The organism is Kitasatospora kazusensis, assembly GCF_039529945.1.
GTDB lineage: Bacteria > Actinomycetota > Actinomycetes > Streptomycetales > Streptomycetaceae > Kitasatospora > Kitasatospora kazusensis.
This window is the reverse complement of the sequence record NZ_BAAANT010000015.1, coordinates 12,606-30,992: the sequence shown is the minus strand read 5'-3', so window position 1 is coordinate 30,992 and position 18,387 is coordinate 12,606. Positions and strand designations below refer to the sequence as shown.

At 72.5% G+C, this 18,387-nt stretch carries 12 protein-coding genes and 1 pseudogene; 1 reads left to right on the top strand and 12 read right to left on the bottom strand.

Translation table 11 applies throughout. The features are described 5' to 3' along the window. From ABD330_RS15200 to ABD330_RS15160, 9 genes and pseudogenes are all read right to left on the bottom strand, one after another. Positions 1–1,536, bottom strand: coding sequence for a WXG100 family type VII secretion target (locus ABD330_RS15200; protein WP_344465097.1), 1,536 nt, complete (start codon positions 1,534–1,536; stop codon positions 1–3). 1 nt (position 1,537) lies between these two features. Continuing rightward, on the bottom strand, positions 1,538–1,867 hold the full coding sequence (locus ABD330_RS15195) for a hypothetical protein (protein ID WP_344465095.1): 330 nt from the start codon (positions 1,865–1,867) through the stop codon (positions 1,538–1,540). A 143-nt stretch (positions 1,868–2,010) separates the two neighbouring features. After that, positions 2,011–3,414 carry a S8 family serine peptidase gene (locus ABD330_RS15190; protein ID WP_344465093.1) on the bottom strand — a complete coding sequence of 468 codons (1,404 nt, stop codon included), beginning with the start codon at positions 3,412–3,414 and terminating at the stop codon, positions 2,011–2,013. A gap of 207 nt (positions 3,415–3,621) precedes the next feature. Beyond that, entirely contained in the window at positions 3,622–5,985 is a 2,364-nt protein-coding gene (locus ABD330_RS15185) for a xanthine dehydrogenase family protein molybdopterin-binding subunit (RefSeq protein ID WP_344465091.1), read from the bottom strand. A gap of 593 nt (positions 5,986–6,578) precedes the next feature. Continuing rightward, a pseudogene (locus ABD330_RS15180) lies at positions 6,579–7,124 on the bottom strand ((2Fe-2S)-binding protein); the annotation flags it as partial. Positions 7,125–7,225: 101 nt separating this feature from the next. After that, a complete protein-coding gene (locus ABD330_RS15175; RefSeq protein WP_344465298.1) occupies positions 7,226–8,092 on the bottom strand; it encodes an FAD binding domain-containing protein in 867 nt (288 codons plus the stop codon). 434 nt (positions 8,093–8,526) lie between these two features. Then, a complete protein-coding gene (locus tag ABD330_RS15170; RefSeq protein ID WP_344465089.1) occupies positions 8,527–10,260 on the bottom strand; it encodes a beta-N-acetylhexosaminidase in 1,734 nt (577 codons plus the stop codon). Between the two features lie 56 nt (positions 10,261–10,316). Next, positions 10,317–10,592, bottom strand: a complete 276-nt coding sequence (locus ABD330_RS15165) for a DUF3039 domain-containing protein (protein WP_344465087.1) — start codon at positions 10,590–10,592, stop codon at positions 10,317–10,319. A 127-nt stretch (positions 10,593–10,719) separates the two neighbouring features. Further along, a complete protein-coding gene (locus tag ABD330_RS15160) occupies positions 10,720–11,289 on the bottom strand; it encodes a YqgE/AlgH family protein (RefSeq protein WP_344465085.1) in 570 nt (189 codons plus the stop codon). Between the two features lie 329 nt (positions 11,290–11,618). Between ABD330_RS15160 and murA the strand changes: the two genes are divergently transcribed. Continuing rightward, positions 11,619–12,959 carry a UDP-N-acetylglucosamine 1-carboxyvinyltransferase gene (gene murA / locus ABD330_RS15155; RefSeq protein ID WP_344465083.1) on the top strand — a complete coding sequence of 447 codons (1,341 nt, stop codon included), beginning with the start codon at positions 11,619–11,621 and terminating at the stop codon, positions 12,957–12,959. Positions 12,960–13,171: 212 nt separating this feature from the next. Here murA and ABD330_RS15150 read toward each other — a convergent pair whose 3' ends face one another. The 3 genes from ABD330_RS15150 to ABD330_RS15140 form a co-directional block, all read right to left on the bottom strand. Further along, positions 13,172–13,453 (bottom strand): HU family DNA-binding protein, encoded by a 282-nt coding sequence (locus ABD330_RS15150; RefSeq protein ID WP_057237508.1) that lies wholly within the window; start codon positions 13,451–13,453, stop codon positions 13,172–13,174. A gap of 581 nt (positions 13,454–14,034) precedes the next feature. After that, on the bottom strand, positions 14,035–15,513 hold the full coding sequence (locus tag ABD330_RS15145; RefSeq protein ID WP_344465081.1) for an NAD-dependent malic enzyme: 1,479 nt from the start codon (positions 15,511–15,513) through the stop codon (positions 14,035–14,037). Between the two features lie 363 nt (positions 15,514–15,876). After that, positions 15,877–18,210 carry a HelD family protein gene (locus ABD330_RS15140; protein WP_344465079.1) on the bottom strand — a complete coding sequence of 778 codons (2,334 nt, stop codon included), beginning with the start codon at positions 18,208–18,210 and terminating at the stop codon, positions 15,877–15,879. Positions 18,211–18,387: the final 177 nt, after the last annotated feature.

Sequence of the window (18,387 nt, the reverse complement as noted above, 5' to 3'; positions counted from 1 at the left end):
CTACTCGATCACCGGCGGGTTCGCCCCGCCGGTACGCCAGGTGTCCTCGTCCTCGACGAGGTAGTCCGGGCGCTGACCGTTCTTGCCCTTCTTCTTGTTACCGGCCGCGCCGCCCACCCCGTGGGCACCGCCCTGGCCGTTGGCACCGTTCTTGCCGAGGCCGGAACCGCCCTTGGTGAACGCACCGCCGCTGGCACCGCCGCGCGCACCGCCGATCGTCCCGCCGCCCTTGCGGACCAGGCTGCTGCCGCCCTTGCCGCCGGCACCGGCACCCTTGCCACCGGCACCGCCGAGGCCACCGGGGGCGTGCATGCCACCGGCACCGGGCGCACCCGACTTGCCCTGGCCCGCACCGAGAGCGCCACCTGCACCCGAACCGCCGGCACCGCCGGCCGCACCACCGACAGAACCGGCGCGGCCCGTGCTGCCACCGAGCCCGCCACCGCTGCCGCTGCCGCCACCACCGAAGCCGGCCAGGCTGCCACCGCCGGGCATCATGCCCAGACCGCCGCCGCCGAGGCCACCGCCCCCACCGAGGCCACCACCGCCGCCAAGGCCACCGTCGCCACCGAAACCGCCGCCACCACCAGGCAGCGGCCCACCGGTGACCGGCGGAAGGGTCGGCGGAGGCGTCACGCTGTCAAGCCCCGTACCAGGCGGGAGGATCGGCCCGACCGGGTTGTGGTGGATCGGGGGCATCGGCGGAATCGGGGTCGGCGTAGGCGGCGACCACGGCACGCGGTAGTGATCGTTGGGCGGCGGCTGGGGGACGGGCGGGGGAAACGTACTGACGGGCCCAACCGGATTGACCGGGTTCCCCGGCCCCCCGGTCGACGGAGGGGGCGTGGGGTTGTGCATGGGGGGGAGCGGGTCGGGCGCAGTCCCGGTCGGCGGGGTGGTCGACGGCGGCGGGGGGAAGCCCGTGCCTCCGTGGTCACCGCCGCCGTCCCCGCCCCCCGGCGGCGTCGTCGGCGGCGGCGGCGGGTCAAGGTAAGTAGTCGCCTGGATGTACTGCGGGCTCAGGTGCTCCATGACCCCGATCGCGTTCTGGTGCGCGATCTCGGTCGCTGACAGCTGGTCGGCGTTCTTCCTGACCGCGGTGATCCGGTCCATTCCGCTCGCCAGGTCCGCCTTGAACTGCACGTCGGAACGGTCACCGAGGTCACCGATCAGCTTCAGGCCGCTGTCCAAAGTACTGGGGACGTGGATCGAGGCCATGGCCGTCTTGGTCTGGTGCAGGGCGTCGCCCGCGTACTTCATCGCGACCGAGGTGTTCTGCGCGTGCGCAGCCGTGTTCATCATGCTGGTCTGGATTGCCCCGGCACGCGTGGCGAAGCCCTGGGCCGCGTCCCCCTGCCAGTTCGCGGTGGCCTGCTGCACCGCCCTCTGAAGCTCGTCGGCGGCGCTCTGGATCTCCTGGTGGATGTTGCTCCAGTGGTCGCCGACCTCCTTGATCCGGTCGGGATTCGAGTGGTCGACCATGCCCTTGAGCGGGATCAGGTCGTACTTGTCGAACTCGGTCTTCGAGGAAGCCATGTCAGACGATCCTCTCCTGCTCGCTGTTCATGGCGACCACGCCATCTTCTTCGAGGCCCTTGTACGACGTAGTGACCGTGTTGGTCTTGTCGCCGAAGTCGTTGATCAGTTGGTCGAGGTTCGCCACCATGGCGGTCAGCGACTGCTGCATGGCGCCGTGCTGCGAGTAAAGCTGCTCGGCCTCGACGAAGCTGCCACCGAAGTCGCCCTGGACGAGCACGGTGTTGTACTTGGTCTTGTCCGCGGTCTGGCCGAGGCTCTGCTGGAGTGTGCGCAGTCGCTTGACGACCGCCTCCAACTCGTCGGTATTGACCCGGTATCCGTCGGACATACGGCTCTCTCCCCCTGGAGTGTCGATGCTTCCCCGTCTGGCACTGGCTCCGGCGGGTGATGAAGGCGCCCGAACGAGCGGGCTGCGGCTAGATGACTAGGGCATTCGATCGTAGCGCTTGCGAGGCGGGTGCTGACACACCCTCAACGCGGTTGGTTGCCCCCCGGCCCATACGGATTCTGGTACGGCTGCTGGGGCGGGTAGCCCGGCGGCGGCGCCTGGTTCCCGTACGGCGGCTGCGGCTGGTTCGGGTACGGCTGTTGCGGCTGGCTCCCATAGGGCGACTGGGGCTGGTTCGGGTACTGCGGCTGCCCCTGCGGCCAGCCCGGCGGAGTCCCGTACGGCGTGGGGCCGACCTGCGCGGTGCCAGGGGTACGACGGCGGCGAGCGACCACCACGATCACTGCAATGAGCACCACGAGGAGCAGCACCGCGAAGCCCACCACATAAAGCACGCCGGAGACCTTTGAGCTGGAATCGGCGATCTGCGGCAGCGCGCCAGGGGTGGGATTGGTGGCACCAGGGGTGGCTCCCGCAGGTGTCGTAGCGCCTCCTCCTACATCACCAGAATCGGCGGGCTTAGCGAGCGGCCCCTGAGCGGAACCCGTGGGAATGTCCTGCGTAAGCGCCTCGTATGGCCGGACCACGCCGTAGCCATAGTGCTCGTCAGGCAATTGGGCACCGGCAAGCGCAGGTGGAACTAGTGCGGACTTCACCAAGCGATTCGCAACTTGACCTGCCGTCAAACTTGGGAACTTGGATCGAACCAAGGCCGCAGTCGCCGACACGTAGGCTGTCGAGTCGGAGGTACCACTCGCCATGCAGTACTGCTGGCCGTCACAAGCGCCAGCACTCACGATGTCAACACCAGGGGCGGAGAGCATCACCTGCGGCCCGCTATTGGACTTACTCCAGATGGCGTTACTCTTATCCACTGCTCCGACTGCAAGTACGCCAGGATCGACCGCTGGGATGTCAATAGGCGTCTTACCCTCATTACCAGCTGACGCAACGATCAGAACATCGTGCTGAGTCGCGTAAGCGATGGCTTCGGAGTACTTCGCATCCGCTTCTCCGTTCAGCGAGATGCTGATGACCTTTGCGCCGTTGTCCACAGCCCAGTGGATGTCCTCTGGGACAGCGCCCTTTCCAGTCGCCCCTGCCTTGTAAATCGGTAGAACCTTGGCCCCCGGCGCCAGGCCGAGCATGCCCGCCCCGCTGCCGTGACCGTGCCCGACGATCTCGCTGGCCATGCTGGTGCCATGCGGGTCAGTCGGATGCGAGACGAGGCCCTTGCCACTCGGGTCGTACCCCGGCAGTATCTGCCCCGTCAGGTCGGCGTGGTTGGCGTCCACCCCGCTGTCGATGACCGCGACGATCACCCCGTCGCCGCGGCTCACCGACCAGACCTTCGTCAGGTTGAAGTACTGGTTGACCCACTGCGCGTCGCGCACCTGGTCCGCCGAGGCGGTCGGGGCCGCGGTGAGCAGCAGGCTGCCGGCGAGCGCGGTCGCGCTGAGTGCGCGCAAGGTCTTGGTCAGCGTCATCCCTACCCCGTTACCCCGTCAGTTGGATCCTGCGGCCCCGAACGAACGCAGGGCGTGTCCGATCGTATCGCCCGACCGTGACAGGCGGGCAGGCCCCCACGCCCCTGCACGGCTTCTGCACCACGGAGTTGAGGTTGTCTTGAGGTGGGGCCCCGTCATGTGGAGCAGATGTGGGGTAGGTGTGCGGTACCGGGTGCCGCACACGGCTCAGACGGCGATCGCGTCCTCGGGCAGGATCGGCAGCCGGCCGACCGGCAGGCCGGTCGCGGCGCGTACCGCCGCTGCCACCGCCGCCGGGGCGACCACCGCGGGCGCGGCGCTGACTGCCTTCGCGCCGAAGGTCGCGACCACGTCGCGTTCCTCCAGGAGGGCCGCGATGCGGACCTCGGGGGTGTCGAGGGCGGTCGGCAGTCGGTAGCCGGTGAGGGAGGGGTTCACGAGCCGCCCGCCTTCCGTGCGCAGGTCCTCCAGCAGGGCGAGTCCGACGCCCTGGGCGACTCCGGCCTCGATGCGGTCCTCGATCTGGCGCGGGTTCAGGGCTCGGCCGACGTCCTGGGCGACGGTTACGTCGACCACCCGGACGGTTCCCAGCTCGATGTCGACGTCGACGACGGCCCGCATCGCGCAGAAGGCGATCGAGACGAACGCGTCGCCCTGCCCGGCCTCGTCCAGGGGCTCCGTCGGGTGCGGGCGGCACTGGGCGGTGGCCCAGAGTTCCTTGCCCTCCAGGGCCTCGCCGACCGGCATGCCGAGCACGCCGTCGTAGGAGGTGATCTTGCCGTCGGCGATCGACAGCAGTTCGACCGACATGCCGAAGTTGGCGGCGATCGGCTGGAGCAGCTGGTGGCGGACCATCAGCGCCGCGCGCTCGACCGCGCCGCCCGACACCCAGGTGTGCCGCCCCCGGGCCGACGGGCCCGCGATCGACTGGTCGCTGTCGACGGGGGCGACGTAGACCTCGGTCACCCCGAGCACGTCCTGCACGATCTGCCGGGCCAGGGTCGCGAAGCCCTGCCCGGAGTCGACGGCGGCGCAGATGACGGTCGCGTGGTCGCCGCTGACCCGTACGGTGGCGGTCGAGACCTCGTCCTCGCCCTCGGCGCCGAGCATGTGCACCATGCCGACGGCGTACCCGATGCCCCGCCGCACGGCCGCCGGGTCGCCGGCGCCGCCCGGGCCGCCGGGGAGCAGCCAGTCGCCCTCGGGGTCGTCCATCGGCAGGGCCGGCAGTGGGGAGGCGGAGACCGCGTCGAGCAGTGCGGCCACCGGTGCGGGGCAGGTGACGGCCTGTCCGGTGGGCATCGGGTCGCCGGTCGCCAGGGCGTTGCGGCGGCGGATCTCCAGCGGGTCGACGCCCAGCCGGGAGGCGAGCTGGTCGAGCTGGGACTCGTAGGCGAAGCAGGTCTGGAGCGCGCCCTCGCCCCGCATCCGCCCGGCGGGCGGGTTGTTGGTGCGGACGGCCCAGGCGTCGACGAAGACGTTGGGGCAGACGTACGGGCCGACCGAGAAGGCGGTGGCGGCGGCCAGCGCCTCCGAGGAGACGTCGGCGTAGGCGCCGCCGTCCAGCAGGATCTGCGCCTCGACCTTGACCAGCCGGCCCTCGGCGTCCGCGTGGTGGCGGTAGCGCAGCAGGGCGGGGTGGCGGGAGGTGTGGGTCTGGAAGGACTCCTCGCGGGTGAGGGTCATCTTGACCGGGCGGCCGGTGCGCAGGGCGAGCAGGGCGAGGGTGACCTGGAAGGAGAGGTCCTCGCGGTCGGCGGTGGCGCCGGGGACGCCGGTGACGACCAGCCGGACGCGGTCCGGCTCCAGGCCGAGGCAGGCGGCGGTGCGGTCGCGGTCGCCGTGCGGGTCGGTGCTGGAGAGGTGCAGTTCGACGCCGCCGTCGGGGCGGGGCACGGCGAGGCCGGCCTCGGCGCCGATCGGGGACGGGTCCTGACGGCCCACCTGGTAGAGGCCCTCGACGATGATCTCGCCGGCGGCCTCGGGGTCGCCGGTGCGCAGCGGGAGGTGGCGGAAGAGGTTGCCGTCGGGGTGCAGCGGCGGGGCGCTGAACGCCTGCTCGGGGTCGGTGACGGGTTCCAGCACCTCGTACTCGACCACGATCGAGGCGGCGGCCAGCCGCGCGGTGTCGGGGTGGTCGGCGGCGACGGCGGCGACCGGCTCGCCATGGTGGCGGACCACGCCGGAGGCGAGGATCGGACGGTCAGCGACGATCGGGCCGTGCGGCGCTCCGTCGGGGGTGCCGTCGGGGCCGGGCGGCAGGTCGGCGGCGGTGATCACGGCCCGCACACCGGGGAGGGCGAGGGCGGCCGAGGTGTCGACCGAGACGATCCGGGCGTGCGGGTGCGGGGCGCGCAGTACGGCGCCCCAGAGCAGGCCCTCGGCCCACAGGTCGGCGGCGTAGGGGTAGATGCCGAGCGCCTTGGGGAGCGCGTCACTGCGCGGCGCGGAGGTGCCGAGGCCGAACGGTTCGGGAGCCTGCGCCTCGTCCTCGGCTGCGGACAGCGCGGCCGACTGCGTGGCGGACTGCGCGGCGGCCGCTGCCGACGCGATGTCGGTGGGCGAGCTCATGCGTGGTCGTCCTCGGGGAGCGGAGTGCCGTGGGCCGGGGTGCCGTAGACGGGGGTGTCATGGGCCGGGAGGTCATGGACCGGCGTGCCATGAGCCGGGGTGCCATGAGCCGGCGTGCCGCCGTCGTAGCCGTAGTTCTCGTAGATGGTGCTCTCGTACGGGGTGCCGTGCGCGGGGGTCGGGACCCCGTACGGGGTGCCGTGGGCGGGCGTGCCCTCATAGGGCGGGCCGTCGTGGGCGGTGCCGTGGGCCGGGGTGGCCTCGTAGCGGCCCTGCTCGTACGCCGCTTCGTACGAGGCGTCGTAAGAGGCGTCGTACGAAGGGTCGTACGGCGGGGCCGCGGGGTAGGGCGGGTAGCCGGCCGGCTCGTACACGCCGGTCTGATGGCTGGTGGCGGCGGCCGGGTAGTCCATGCCGAGGCCGACGCCGGTGCCGGCGGCGGTCGGCTGGACCGGCTGCTCGGCCTCGACCCAGGCGTCGGAGTCCGCGTACAGCGGCATCTCGCCGGCCAGCGGGAGGTCGGCGGCGGACTGGGCGGGTGCCGTGGCCTGCGCGGGCACAGCGGCGACAGCGGGTCCGGTGGCGTCGGCGGGCGCGGCAGGGGCCTCGGGGCCGGCGGCGGGCGCGGCGGGCTCAGCCGGCCCGGCCGGCTCGTCCCCGGCGCCGCGGGCCTCCGCGACGGCCTGGACGGCGGCGAGCGCGCCCCGGTAGCCGGTGCAGCGGCAGAGGTTGCCGCAGAGCGCCTGCCGGGCCTCGACCTCGCTGGGCCGGTGGTTGCGCTGGAGCAGGTCGTGGACGGCCATCGCCATGCCGGGTGTGCAGTAACCGCACTGCACGGCGCCGGAGTCGGCGAGTGCCTGCTGGACGTCGCTGGCGGTGCCGCCGGCCGAGAGGCCCTCGACGGTCGCGATCTCGCTGTCGGAGGCCAGCGCAGCGGGGACCAGGCACCCGGCCACCAGCTGCCCGTCCACCTGCACCGAGCAGGCGCCGCACTCGCCCTGCTCGCACCCGTCCTTGGCGCCGGCCAGGCCGAGCCGCTCGCGCAGCACGTAGAGCAGGCTCTCGCCGATCCAGGCGTCGGTGACGGGCCGTTCGAAGCCGTTGACGCGCAGCGTGTACGAGGCGCAGGGCCGGGCGTCCGCGCCGAACGCGCCGTGGCCGAGCGGGTCGGTACCGAGCGGGTCGCCGCCGAGCGGGTCCGCACCCAGGTCGACGTGGCCGAAGCCGATCGATTCTGTCGTCACTTCAGCGCCCTTCCCAGAGCCCGTCGGGCCAGCACCGATACGGTACGCCGCACGCGCGCCGCGACGACGGCCAACCCCTCGTTCACACCGTCGGGCAGGACCTCGGGGACGCAGGCCCCGGCGACGTACTCGCCGAACGCGGCGGCGGCGGCCGGGTCGATGACGGTCGCGCCCTCCTCGCCGCGGGCGTCCCAGTCGATGCAGCCGGCCACCCAGGCCTCGGCCTCCAGCGGCCGCAGCGGTACGGGGGCGACCGCGCCGACGGCGCAGCGCACCGCGCGGCGGGCGGGGTCGAGGACGAGGGCGACGGAGGCGGTGGCGCGGGCGGGGCCGCTGCGGCCGGTGGCCTTGAGGAAGACCTGCGGGGCGTTCAGCAGCGGTACCCGGACCCAGGTCAGCAGTTCGCCGGGGCGCAGCGGGTCGAGGCCGGTGAGCAGGTGGCTGACCGGCACCTCGCGGGTGGCCCCGGCGCGGGCCAGGGTCGCGGTGGCCTCCAGCGCGGCGAGCACGGGGAGGGTGTCCCCGGCCGGGGAGGCGGTGGCGATGTTCCCGCCGAGGGTTCCGACGTTGCGCACCTGCGGGGGGCCCGCCGTGCGGGCCGCGTCGGCGAGCGCGGGGATCAGCGCGGCGAAGTCGGGGCGGTCCATCCGGGCGTGGGTGAGGCCGGCGCCCAGGACGGCGGTGCCGCCGTCCTCGTAGCGCCAGCCGCGCAGCTCGGTGATCCGGCCGAGGCCGATCAGGGCGGCGGGGCGGAGCCGTCCGGCGTTGACGGCTTCCATCAGGTCGGTGGCACCGGCCACCGGCACCGCGCCGGGAGTGGCGGCGAGCGCCTCGACGGCCTCGTCGAGAGAGGCCGGCAGCATGATCGTCCGGTTCACCTGGATTCCACCGTGCTCCACTTGCTCATCGCCGACCACCCGTCCCAGGCCTTCGGCCGTGGGCACCCCCATCGGCACTGCGGCCTGGCCCGTAGGGTACGGGCGATCGGTGCGGGTTGGGCAACTCTGGCACACAATGCTCGGTGATCAACTCGCGGGTCACCGGCAAACGCGGGCGAATCCCGGACGAATCCGGGCGCCTTCCGATCCGACCCGCTCGATACGGAACCAGAAGTTCACCAGTTCTTGACGCTCGGCCGCCCACGAGGGTTCCCGGGGCACCCTCACCCGGGAGGACGCACCGGGTGGACCCGCCTGGACCCGCCCGGACCCGGCCCGGACCGACGGCGGCCCGCCCGGGCCGCCGTGGCACCGCCCGCACCCGCCGGGGCAGGTCAGGCCACACCCGCCGGGGCAGGTCAGACCGTGGGCACCGGCCCGTCGGACGGGCGGCCGGCCACGCCAGGGCGGCGCTGCCAGGGGTGCGGGCCGCCGGGCGGGCGGTACTCGACGCCGAGCGCGTCCAACCGGGCGTAGTGGGCGGCCATCCGGTGTTCGAAGCCCGCGAAGTCGCGGTCGCCGGCGGCGGGCAGCTCGGACCAGGCGACCTCGGCGAAGGCGGCCAGCCGTGGGAAGGCCCGGTAGTCGATGTCGCGGGCGTCGTCCGCGAACTCGGTCCACAGGTTGGCCTGGGTGCCGATCACCCGGCGGGCGGCCTCGCCGTCCAGGTCCGGCGGCAGCGGTTCGAAGCGGTAGACGTCCTCCAGCGAGCGGACGTAGCCGACCGGGATCGGCTCGTCCGGCCCGACGGCCTGCCGGTGGTCCAGGTAGACGTGCTGCTCGGGGCACATCACCACGTCGTGCCCGGCCCGCGCGGCGGCCACCCCGCCCGCGTACCCGCGCCAGGAGGAGACGGCCGCGCCGGGCGCGAGCCCGCCCTCCAGGATCTCGTCCCAGCCGATCAGGCGGCGTCCGCGCGCGGTCAGCCACCGGTCGAAGTGCCGGATGAACCAGCTCTGCAGCTCGTCCTCGCCGGCCAGGCCCAGTTCCTTGATCCGGGCCTGCGCCGCCGGGCTGGCCCGCCACTGGTCCTTGGGGCACTCGTCGCCGCCCAGGTGGACGAACTCGGACGGGAAGACCTCCAGCAGCTCCGTCAGGACGCCCTCGAAGAAGCGCAGCGTGGCGTCGGAGACGTTCAGGACGTTGGGGTTGACCCCCCAGTCCGTCCAGACGCCCAGCGCGGCGGTGTCGACCACGTCGGTGTTGCCCAGCTCGGGGTAGGCGCAGATCGCGGCCTGGGCGTGGCCCGGCAGGTCGATCTCGGGGACGACGGTGATCTGCCGGTCGGCGGCGTACGCGACGATCTCGCGCAGGTCGTCCTGGGTGTAGTAGCCGCCGTGCGGACGGTCATCGCGCCGCTCCCCGCCCCGACATGCGGCCTCACCTCCGGTCGCTCCTGACCCGACGCCGACACTCCTCCCTCCGGCGCTCCCTCCTTCGTCGGTCGCTTGTCGCTCGTCGCTTTCGGCGTCGGCGCGCCCTTCGGTTCGGCCGCCCCGGTAGCCGACCATCGAGCGTTCCCGCCATCCGCCGACCGAGGTCAGCCGGGGGTAGCGCTTGATCTCGATCCGCCAGCCCTGGTCGTCCGTCAGGTGCAGGTGCAGGACGTTGAGCTTGTGTGCGGCCATCAGGTCGAGGAAGCGCAGCACGTCCGACTTGGGCAGGAAGTGCCGGGAGACGTCCAGCAGGACGCCGCGCCAGCCGAACCGGGGGGTGTCCTCGATCTCGCAGCCGGGCAGCACCCAGCCGGTGCGGCGCAGCGGCGCGCGGCGGAAGGCGTCGGGGCCGAGCAGTTGGCGCAGGGTCTGAGCACCCCAGAAGACCCCTGCCGGGTCGCCGCCGCGCACCACGGCACGGCCGTCCCGCACGCTGATCCGGTAGGACTCGGGGGCGAGGGCGGGGTCGACGGCCAGTTCGATGCCGTCACCGCCCGAGGGCGGCAACGGCAGGCCGGTCGCGGCGCCGAGGGCGGACCGCAGCCAGGCCCCGGCCGCCTCGGCGCCGGGTCCGGCGGTCAGCGGGGTGTCCCGGCCGAGCGGGACGGCCCACTCCTCGACGTACTGCGCGGCCAGCGGGGCCGGGATGAGGTCCATCCGGCCATCCTGCCCCGACCAGCCACGATTGGCATAGACCAATATCGAAGTTCGGACTACTTGTCCTTGTCGCCGTCCTTGGGCTGGTCGATCCCTTCGAAGATCTCCTTGCACATCGGGCAGACCGGGTACTTCTTCGGGTCGCGCCCGGGCACCCAGACCTTGCCGCAGAGCGCGACCACCGGGGTGCCGGAGAGCGCGCTCTCCATGATCTTGTCCTTCTGGACGTAGTGCGCGTAGCGCTCGTGGTCGCCGTCCCCGTGCGACACCTGGGGGACGGGCTCGACCAGGGTGCCGGTGCCGAGGCCGCGCTCGGGCTCAAGAGTGCTCATGGGTGCCAAGTCTATGGGGGCCGCTCGGAACCGGGCCAGCACCGGCGAGCGGGAGTCCCGCCGGGAGGCGGGCGGCGACCCCCTCGAAGCGAGCGGCGGGCGACGGCCGGCGCACGACGGCCGGCGGTCAGTTCAGCGTCGGGTCGTCCGGGTACGTGGCGAGCATCGCCAGCGGGCCGCGCTGGCGCCGCAGGACGGAACGCCAGAGCCGCTCCGGGTCGGGGCAGGAGATGTCGCCCGGCTCGCAGTCGACCAGGTACCAGGCCCCCTCGGCCACCTCGGTCTCCAGCTGGCCCGGCGACCAGCCCGAGTAGCCGGCGAAGACCCGCAGGCCGCCGAGTTCCCCGGCCAGCACCTGTGGCGGCGCCTCCAGGTCGACCAGGCCGATCGCGCCGTGCACCCGCCGCCACCCGAGCGGCTCGGCCTGCCCCGGTTCGCCGGGCACCACGGCCACGGCCAGCGCCGAGTCCAGTGCCACCGGACCGCCCTGGAAGACCACCGAGGGCCGGCCCGCGAGTTCGGCCCAGCCGTTCAGCACCCGGTCCACCTCGATCGGGGTCGGGCGGTTCAGCACCACGCCCAGCGCGCCCTGGACGTCGTGGTCCAGCAGCAGCACCACCGCCCGGGCGAAGTTCGGGTCGGTCAGTACGGGGGTCGCGACCAGCAGTCGGCCGGTGTGCGAGAGGGCCGGGGTCATGACCACATGATCCCGCAGTCCGGCCCGCGAGGGGCCCCCAACACGAAACCCGGGCGGCCGGACCGAACACCCGTACGGCCGAATCGGACGGCCGGGCCGGCCCCGAAGAGAGCACCATCACCTATTAGGGCGGAAAGGAACCATTCGACCGGCCATTACCATCTACAGGTGGTGGTGGCCCTTTGATCCGGCCGGGACTCCCCCGAGGCTCGACCGTGCCCGGTCACCAGCCCACGGCGCCACCCGCACAGCGACACCGCAGCAGCACGCAGCCCAGTGGCACCGCACTGGCTCCGCCCCTTCCCTTGGCATCCCGGATTGCGAGAACGATGACCGACGACGTCCTGCTGGTCCACGGCGGAAACCCGCTCGAAGGCGAGATCCGCGTCCGCGGTGCGAAGAACCTGGTCCCCAAGGCCATGGTCGCCGCCCTGCTCGGCACGGGCCCCAGCAGACTGCGCAACGTCCCGGACATCCGCGACGTCAAGGTCGTCCGCGGCCTGCTGCAGCTGCACGGCGTGACCGTGCGCACCGGCGACGAGGAGGGCGAGCTGATCCTCGACCCCTCGCACGTGGAGAGCGCCAACGTCGCCGACATCGACGCGCACGCGGGCTCCTCCCGGATCCCGATCCTGTTCTGCGGCCCCCTGCTGCACCGCCTCGGCCATGCCTTCATCCCGGGCCTGGGCGGCTGCGACATCGGCGGCCGGCCGGTCGACTTCCACTTCGAGGTGCTGCGCCAGTTCGGCGCCACCATCGAGAAGCACCCCCAGGGCACCTACCTGGTCGCGGCGCAGCGCCTGCGCGGCACCAAGATCGAGCTGCCCTTCCCCTCGGTCGGCGCGACCGAGCAGGTGCTGCTGACGGCGGTGCTCGCCGAGGGCGTCACCGAGCTGCGCAACGCCGCCATCGAGCCGGAGATCGTCGACCTGATCTGCGTGCTGCAGAAGATGGGCGCGATCATCTCGATGGGCACCGACCGCACCATCCTGATCACCGGTGTGGACGAGCTCAGCGGCTACACCCACCGCGCGCTGCCGGACCGCCTGGAGGCGGCCTCCTGGGCGTGCGCGGCGCTGGCGACCAAGGGCGACATCTACGTCCGGGGCGCCCGCCAGATCGAGATGATGACCTTCCTCAACACCTTCCGGAAGGTCGGCGGCGCCTTCGAGGTGGACGACGAGGGCATCCGGTTCTGGCACCCGGGCGGCGAGCTCAAGGCGATCGCCCTGGAGACCGACGTGCACCCCGGCTTCCAGACCGACTGGCAGCAGCCGCTGGTGGTCGCGCTGACCCAGGCGAGCGGGCTCTCCATCGTCCACGAGACGGTGTACGAGTCGCGGCTCGGCTTCACCTCGGCGCTGAACCAGATGGGCGCGCACATCCAGCTGTACCGCGAGTGCCTGGGCGGCACCCCGTGCCGCTTCGGCCAGCGCAACTTCCTGCACTCGGCGGTCGTGTCCGGCCCGTCCAAGCTGATGGGCGGCGAGCTGGTCATCCCCGACCTGCGCGGCGGCTTCTCGTACCTGATCGCGGCCCTGGCCGCCGAGGGCACCTCGACCGTGCACGGCATCGACCTGATCAACCGCGGCTACGAGAACTTCATGGACAAGCTCCGTGACCTCGGTGCCCACGTCGAGCTGCCCAGCGAGGAGCTCGTCACGGCCTGACAGGCACTGGCTCAGCCACAACAGGGGCGCGGGGAACTGCGCGAACCGGAAGACTGCGGACCGCTGCCTTCCGATTCGCGCAGTTCCCCGCGCCCCTTGGGTGCGTCCCCGGTTGCCCGTGGACGAAGCCCGGAACGGCCTGTGGCCGGTCCCCCACGAGGGGGGACCGGCCACAGGCCGTCAATCCGTACGCGGCTCCGAGGAGCCCGGCGTCACTTGCCCTTGGCGGCTTCCTTGAGCTTCGAACCGGCGCTCACCTTGGCGCTGAAGCCGGCCGGGATCTGGATCGGGTCACCGGTCTGCGGGTTGCGCGCGGTGCGGGCGGCGCGGTGGGTGCGCTCGAAGGTGAGGAACCCGGGAATGGTGACCTTCTCGTCGCCCTTGGCGACGACCTCGCCGACGACCTCGGCGAAGGCGGCCAGAACGGCGTCGGCGTCCTTGCGGGTCACCTCGGCGCGCTCGGACAGAGCGGCCACCAGCTCACTGCGGTTCATGTGTACTCCTGTGGTCTGTTCGCGTTGCGGCATGCGGGGGCCCATCGGTCGTCCCTCCGGGGGCACCCGGGTGGGCCGCTGGTCCGCACACACTGTGCTCATTCAGGCGAGGGTTGGTCAGGGGTCGGGCTTGCACCCCGAAGCGCCTCAAACCGCACTGCCTGGGTACGAATCCTGCCCCGACCGGCACTGAGAAAGCCAATCGGGCCTTGGCGGACTGACCCGAACAGCGCCCTCCCGGCGGAGTTGTGACGCTCCGTCGACTCCGGCGGACCGGCGTGGGCGGCGGTCGGGACGACACGCCGAAAGGCCGGGGGGACGTTCCGTACTTGTCGGACACGCCCACCCGTTCAGGGCTACCGTACGCCCTGCCACCGACAAGCCCAAACACGCCCCTTCCCCTTGTGTCGCAAGGGGAAGGGGCGTGTCTCGCCCGGCGGGTCCGTCAATCGGTCAGGTGACCGAGCCGACGGCACACCAGGAGTGACCTTTCGGGCGACTCCTGACAGCGTCGGCGACACTCCCGGAACCGGAGCGGGCCGGTCCGCGCCGGGCCCGCGCGCGGACCGGCCGGCCGTGGCTCAGAGCCGGACGGCCGGGAAGGAGGCGGTGGTGTCCAGGGTGCCGACGCAGCCCGGGGTGGGCCGGGCGGGGGCCTGCTCGCCCTCGCCACGGGCCGCCACGGCGGCGTCGCGGACGGCGGCCGCGACGGTCTTGGCGACGTCCGGGTGGAAGACGCTGGGGATGATGTAGTTGGCGTTCAGCTGGTCGTCCGCGACGGTGGTGGCCAGCGCGCGGGCGGCGGCGATCATCATCTCGGTGTTGACGGTCTTGCTCTGGGCGTCCAGCAGGCCGCGGAAGACGCCGGGGAAGACCAGCACGTTGTTGATCTGGTTCGGGAAGTCGCTGCGGCCGGTGGCGACCACGGCGGCGGTCTGCCGGGCGACGGCCGGGTCGACCTCCGGGTCCGGGTTGGCCAGCGCGAAGACGATCGCGCTCTCGGCCATGGTGGCGATGTCGTCGCCGTCCAGCACGTTCGGGGCCGAGACGCCGATGAAGACGTCGGCGCCCGCCACGGCCTCCTTGAGGGTCCCGGTGCGGCCCGAGCGGTTGGTGTGCTCGGCGATCCAGCGCAGGCTGTCGTTGAGGTCGTCACGGCCCAGGTGGACCACACCGCGCACGTCGGCGACGGTGGCGTGCTCGACGCCGGCGTCCAGCAGCAGCTTGAGGATGGCGGTACCGGCGGCGCCGGCGCCCGACATCACCACCCGGATCCCGGAGATGTCCTTGCCGACCACCCGCAGCGCGTTGGTGAGCGCGGCCAGCACCACGATCGCGGTGCCGTGCTGGTCGTCGTGGAAGACCGGGATGTCCAGCGCCTCGCGCAGCCGGGCCTCGATCTCGAAGCAGCGCGGCGCGGAGATGTCCTCCAGGTTGATCCCCGCGAAGCCGGGGGCGATCGCCTTGACGATGGCGACGATCTCGTCGGCATCCTGGGTGTCCAGGCAGATCGGCCAGGCGTCGATGTTGGCGAAGCGCTTGAACAGGGCCGCCTTGCCCTCCATCACCGGCAGCGCGGCCAGCGGGCCGATGTTGCCGAGCCCGAGCACGGCGGAGCCGTCGGTGACCACGGCGACGCTGTTGCGCTTGATGGTGAGGCGGCGGGCGTCCTCGGGGTTCTCGGCGATCGCCATGCAGACCCGGGCCACGCCGGGGGTGTAGATCATGCTGAGGTCATCACGGTTGCGGATCGGCAGCTTCGAGGACATCTCGATCTTGCCGCCGAGGTGCATCAGGAACGTGCGGTCCGAGACCCGGCCGATCGTGACGCCCTCGATCGCACGGAGCTTCTCGACGATCTCCTCGCCGTGCGCGACCGAGGTGGCCGCGACGGTGACGTCGATCCGCAGCGCCGCCAGGCCGGACGCGGTCACGTCCAGGCCGGTGACCGAACCACCGGAGGACTCGACCGCCGTGGTGATCGAGCTCACTGCGTTGCCCGTGGCCGGAACCTCCAGCCGCACCGTGATCGAGTTCGAGACACTGGGCACCGTCGCCATCGACGTCCTTCTTCCGTCCACTAGTTCAACAGATTGTTGAAGCGCTTGCTCAGCGCATGCTAGACCTCGATCGTCGCACCTACCAGCGAGTACTCAGAAATAACGTTCATTGATTGCACGGACCCGACAACAGGACGTCCCGTCCCGCCGTCGGCATCGTGAAAATCTCTCGCCACCGGACTGCCTCACGGAGCTGATGGGTTACATTGGACGAGACACCGGCTCGATCCAAGCCCCCGGGCCCAACCTTAGTCGCTTCGAGCGACCACTTGCCGCGAGGCGAGCATGGCGGGTCGGTGTCACCTACGTAACGCGAAGGCCCCCACCAGGCGGTGGGGGCCTTCGCCGTGACCGGCCGTCAGGTCAGCCGTGCAGCAGCGCCGGGACGCCGTCCGCGTCCGGCAGGTCGTCCGGCCCGGAGAGCACCGTCAGGCGCTGGGTGGCGCGGGTCAGCGCCACGTACAGCACCCGCAGGCCCGCCTCGGACTCGCCGGCGATGCCGGTCGGGTCGGCGACCACCGTCGCGTCGTACTCCAGGCCCTTGGCCTCCAGGCTGCCGAGCGCCACCACGCGCTCGCCGAGGCCCTCGGTCCAGCCCTCGGCCTCGGCCCGGCGGTCCATCGGCACGACGACGGCGACCGTGCCGTCCACCTCCGCCAGCAGCCGGGCCAGCTCGGCGCGGACGGCCCCGGCGAAGGCCGCCGGGTCGGTGGAGGTGACCGCCGCGAACCTCGGCTCGATGCCGGTGGAGCGGACGGCCCGCGGCGAGGCGGTGCCCGGCGCGGCCAGCGCCAGCACCTTCGCCGCCACCTCGGCGATCTCGGCCGGGTTGCGGTAGTTCACGGTCAGCGTGTGCCGGCGGCGCGGCTTGCCGGACAGCACCTCGTCCAGCGCGGCCTGCGCCTCCTGCGGGTACGGCCAGGAGCTCTGCGCCGGGTCGCCGACGATCGTCCAGGTCGCCATCCGCGAGCGGCGGCCGATCATGCGCCACTGCATCGGGGTGAGGTCCTGCGCCTCGTCCACGATCACGTGCGCGTACTCGGTGCGCTCGACCGGCCCCCGCTCGCGCTGCCGGGAGTTGCGGTCCGCGTACGTGGTGACCTCGTCCAGGCCGCTCAACAGGTCGACGGCGTCGACCTCGCGGACCTTCGGCCGGGCGGGCTCGCCGAGCAGCAGCTGCAACTCGTCGACCAGCGCCACGTCGTGGGCGGACAGCGCCCCCTCGCCGCGGTCCGACAGGTGGCGCCAGGAGGCGGCCAGCAGACGGGCCTCCTCCGGGGTGACGGCGCGGCGGGCGATCCGGTTGGTGTGCCGGCTCTGCTTGAGCGTCGCCAGCACCTTGCGCGGGGTCACGGCGGGCCACCAGGCGTCCAGGAAGTCCAGGAAGGCCGCCTCGTCCGACACGTACTCGTCGAAGGCCTCCTTCTCCTCCTGGCGCTGCTCCCGGGCGTAGTGGTCGGTGGCCTTGGGCAGGTGCCTGACCAGCTCGGACCAGAGCGCGTCCAGCAGCAGGCGGCGGGCGCGCGGGCGGAGCAGGTTGAGCGGGGTACCGCCGCTGCCGACCACGTTGGCGCGCACCGTCTTGAGCCGGGCCGCGTCCAGCCGCAGCGCCTCGCCGCGGGCGAACACCTTGAGCTCGGTCGGCGCGTCCAGCTCCAGCGCGGCGCGGGCCGCACGGCGCATCAGCTGCACCATCCGGGCCGAGCCCTTCACGTGGGCGGTCTCGGGCGTGTCGTAGCGGCCCGCCTCGATGCCGGAGACCAGGCTGCCGACCGCGCGGATCGCCACCTGCCCCTCCTCGCCGAGCGAGGGCAGCACGCCCTCGGTGTACGAGACCAGCAGGGCGGTCGGGCTGACCACCAGGATGCCGCCCGCGTAGCGGCGGCGGTCCTGGTAGAGCAGGAAGGCGGCCCGGTGCAGGGCGACGGCGGTCTTCCCGGTGCCGGGGCCGCCGGTGACCAGGGTGGCCCCGGCGGCGGGCGCGCGGATGACCTCGTCCTGCTCCTTCTGGATGGAGGAGACGATGTCGCGCATCGAGTGGCTGCGGGCCCGGCCCAGCGAGGCCATCAGGGCGCCGTCGCCGACCACCGCCAGCTCCACCCCGTCCAGGGTGGGCGCGAGGTCCGGGCGGAGCAGGTCGTCCTCGACACCGACCACCTTGCGGCCCTTGGAGCGGATCACCCGGCGGCGCATCACCCGGCCCGGCTCCAGCGGCGTCGAGCGGTAGAACGGCGCGGCGGCGGGCGCCCGCCAGTCGATCACCAGCGGGCCGTACTCGGCGTCGAGCACGCCGAGCCGGCCGATGTGCAGGGTCTCGGCGACGGCGGGGTCGGCGGCGTCCAGGGGGGTGTTGGACGGGATGCCGTGCTCCTCGGGCGCATCGGGCGCCTGGAGGTCGATCCGACCGAACAGGAAGTCCTCGAACTCGCTGTTCAGCCGGTGCAGGTGCGCGCCGGCCCGATACACCTGCGCGTCGCGCTCGGCGAGCGCGCCGGGGGTACCGACCTGCACCCGCTTGGCGGCGTCCTCCAGGATGTACTCGGCCTCGGCGAGCTTCTCCTCCAGCCGGTGGTACACGGTGTCGAGGTGGCGCTGCTCCTCGGCGATCTCGCGGTCGCGGACGGTGTCCGCGTCCGCGCCCGGGGAGGCCGGGGTTGGCGTGCCGGCGCTGGTGCCGGTGACTGTGCTGGTCTGCATGACGGTGCTGTGCATGGCCTCGTTGGTTGCGGCGGTGTCTTGCTGGGCTGAGCCGTGCGCGCCCAAAGAGCCCCCTGAGGTGCGTCCTGCGAGTGGTGGGATCGCCGCCTCCCGAAAGAAGCGGACAGATGATCCTACGCCCCGCACCCCCGCCCGCGCCTCTGCCCCCGCGTACGA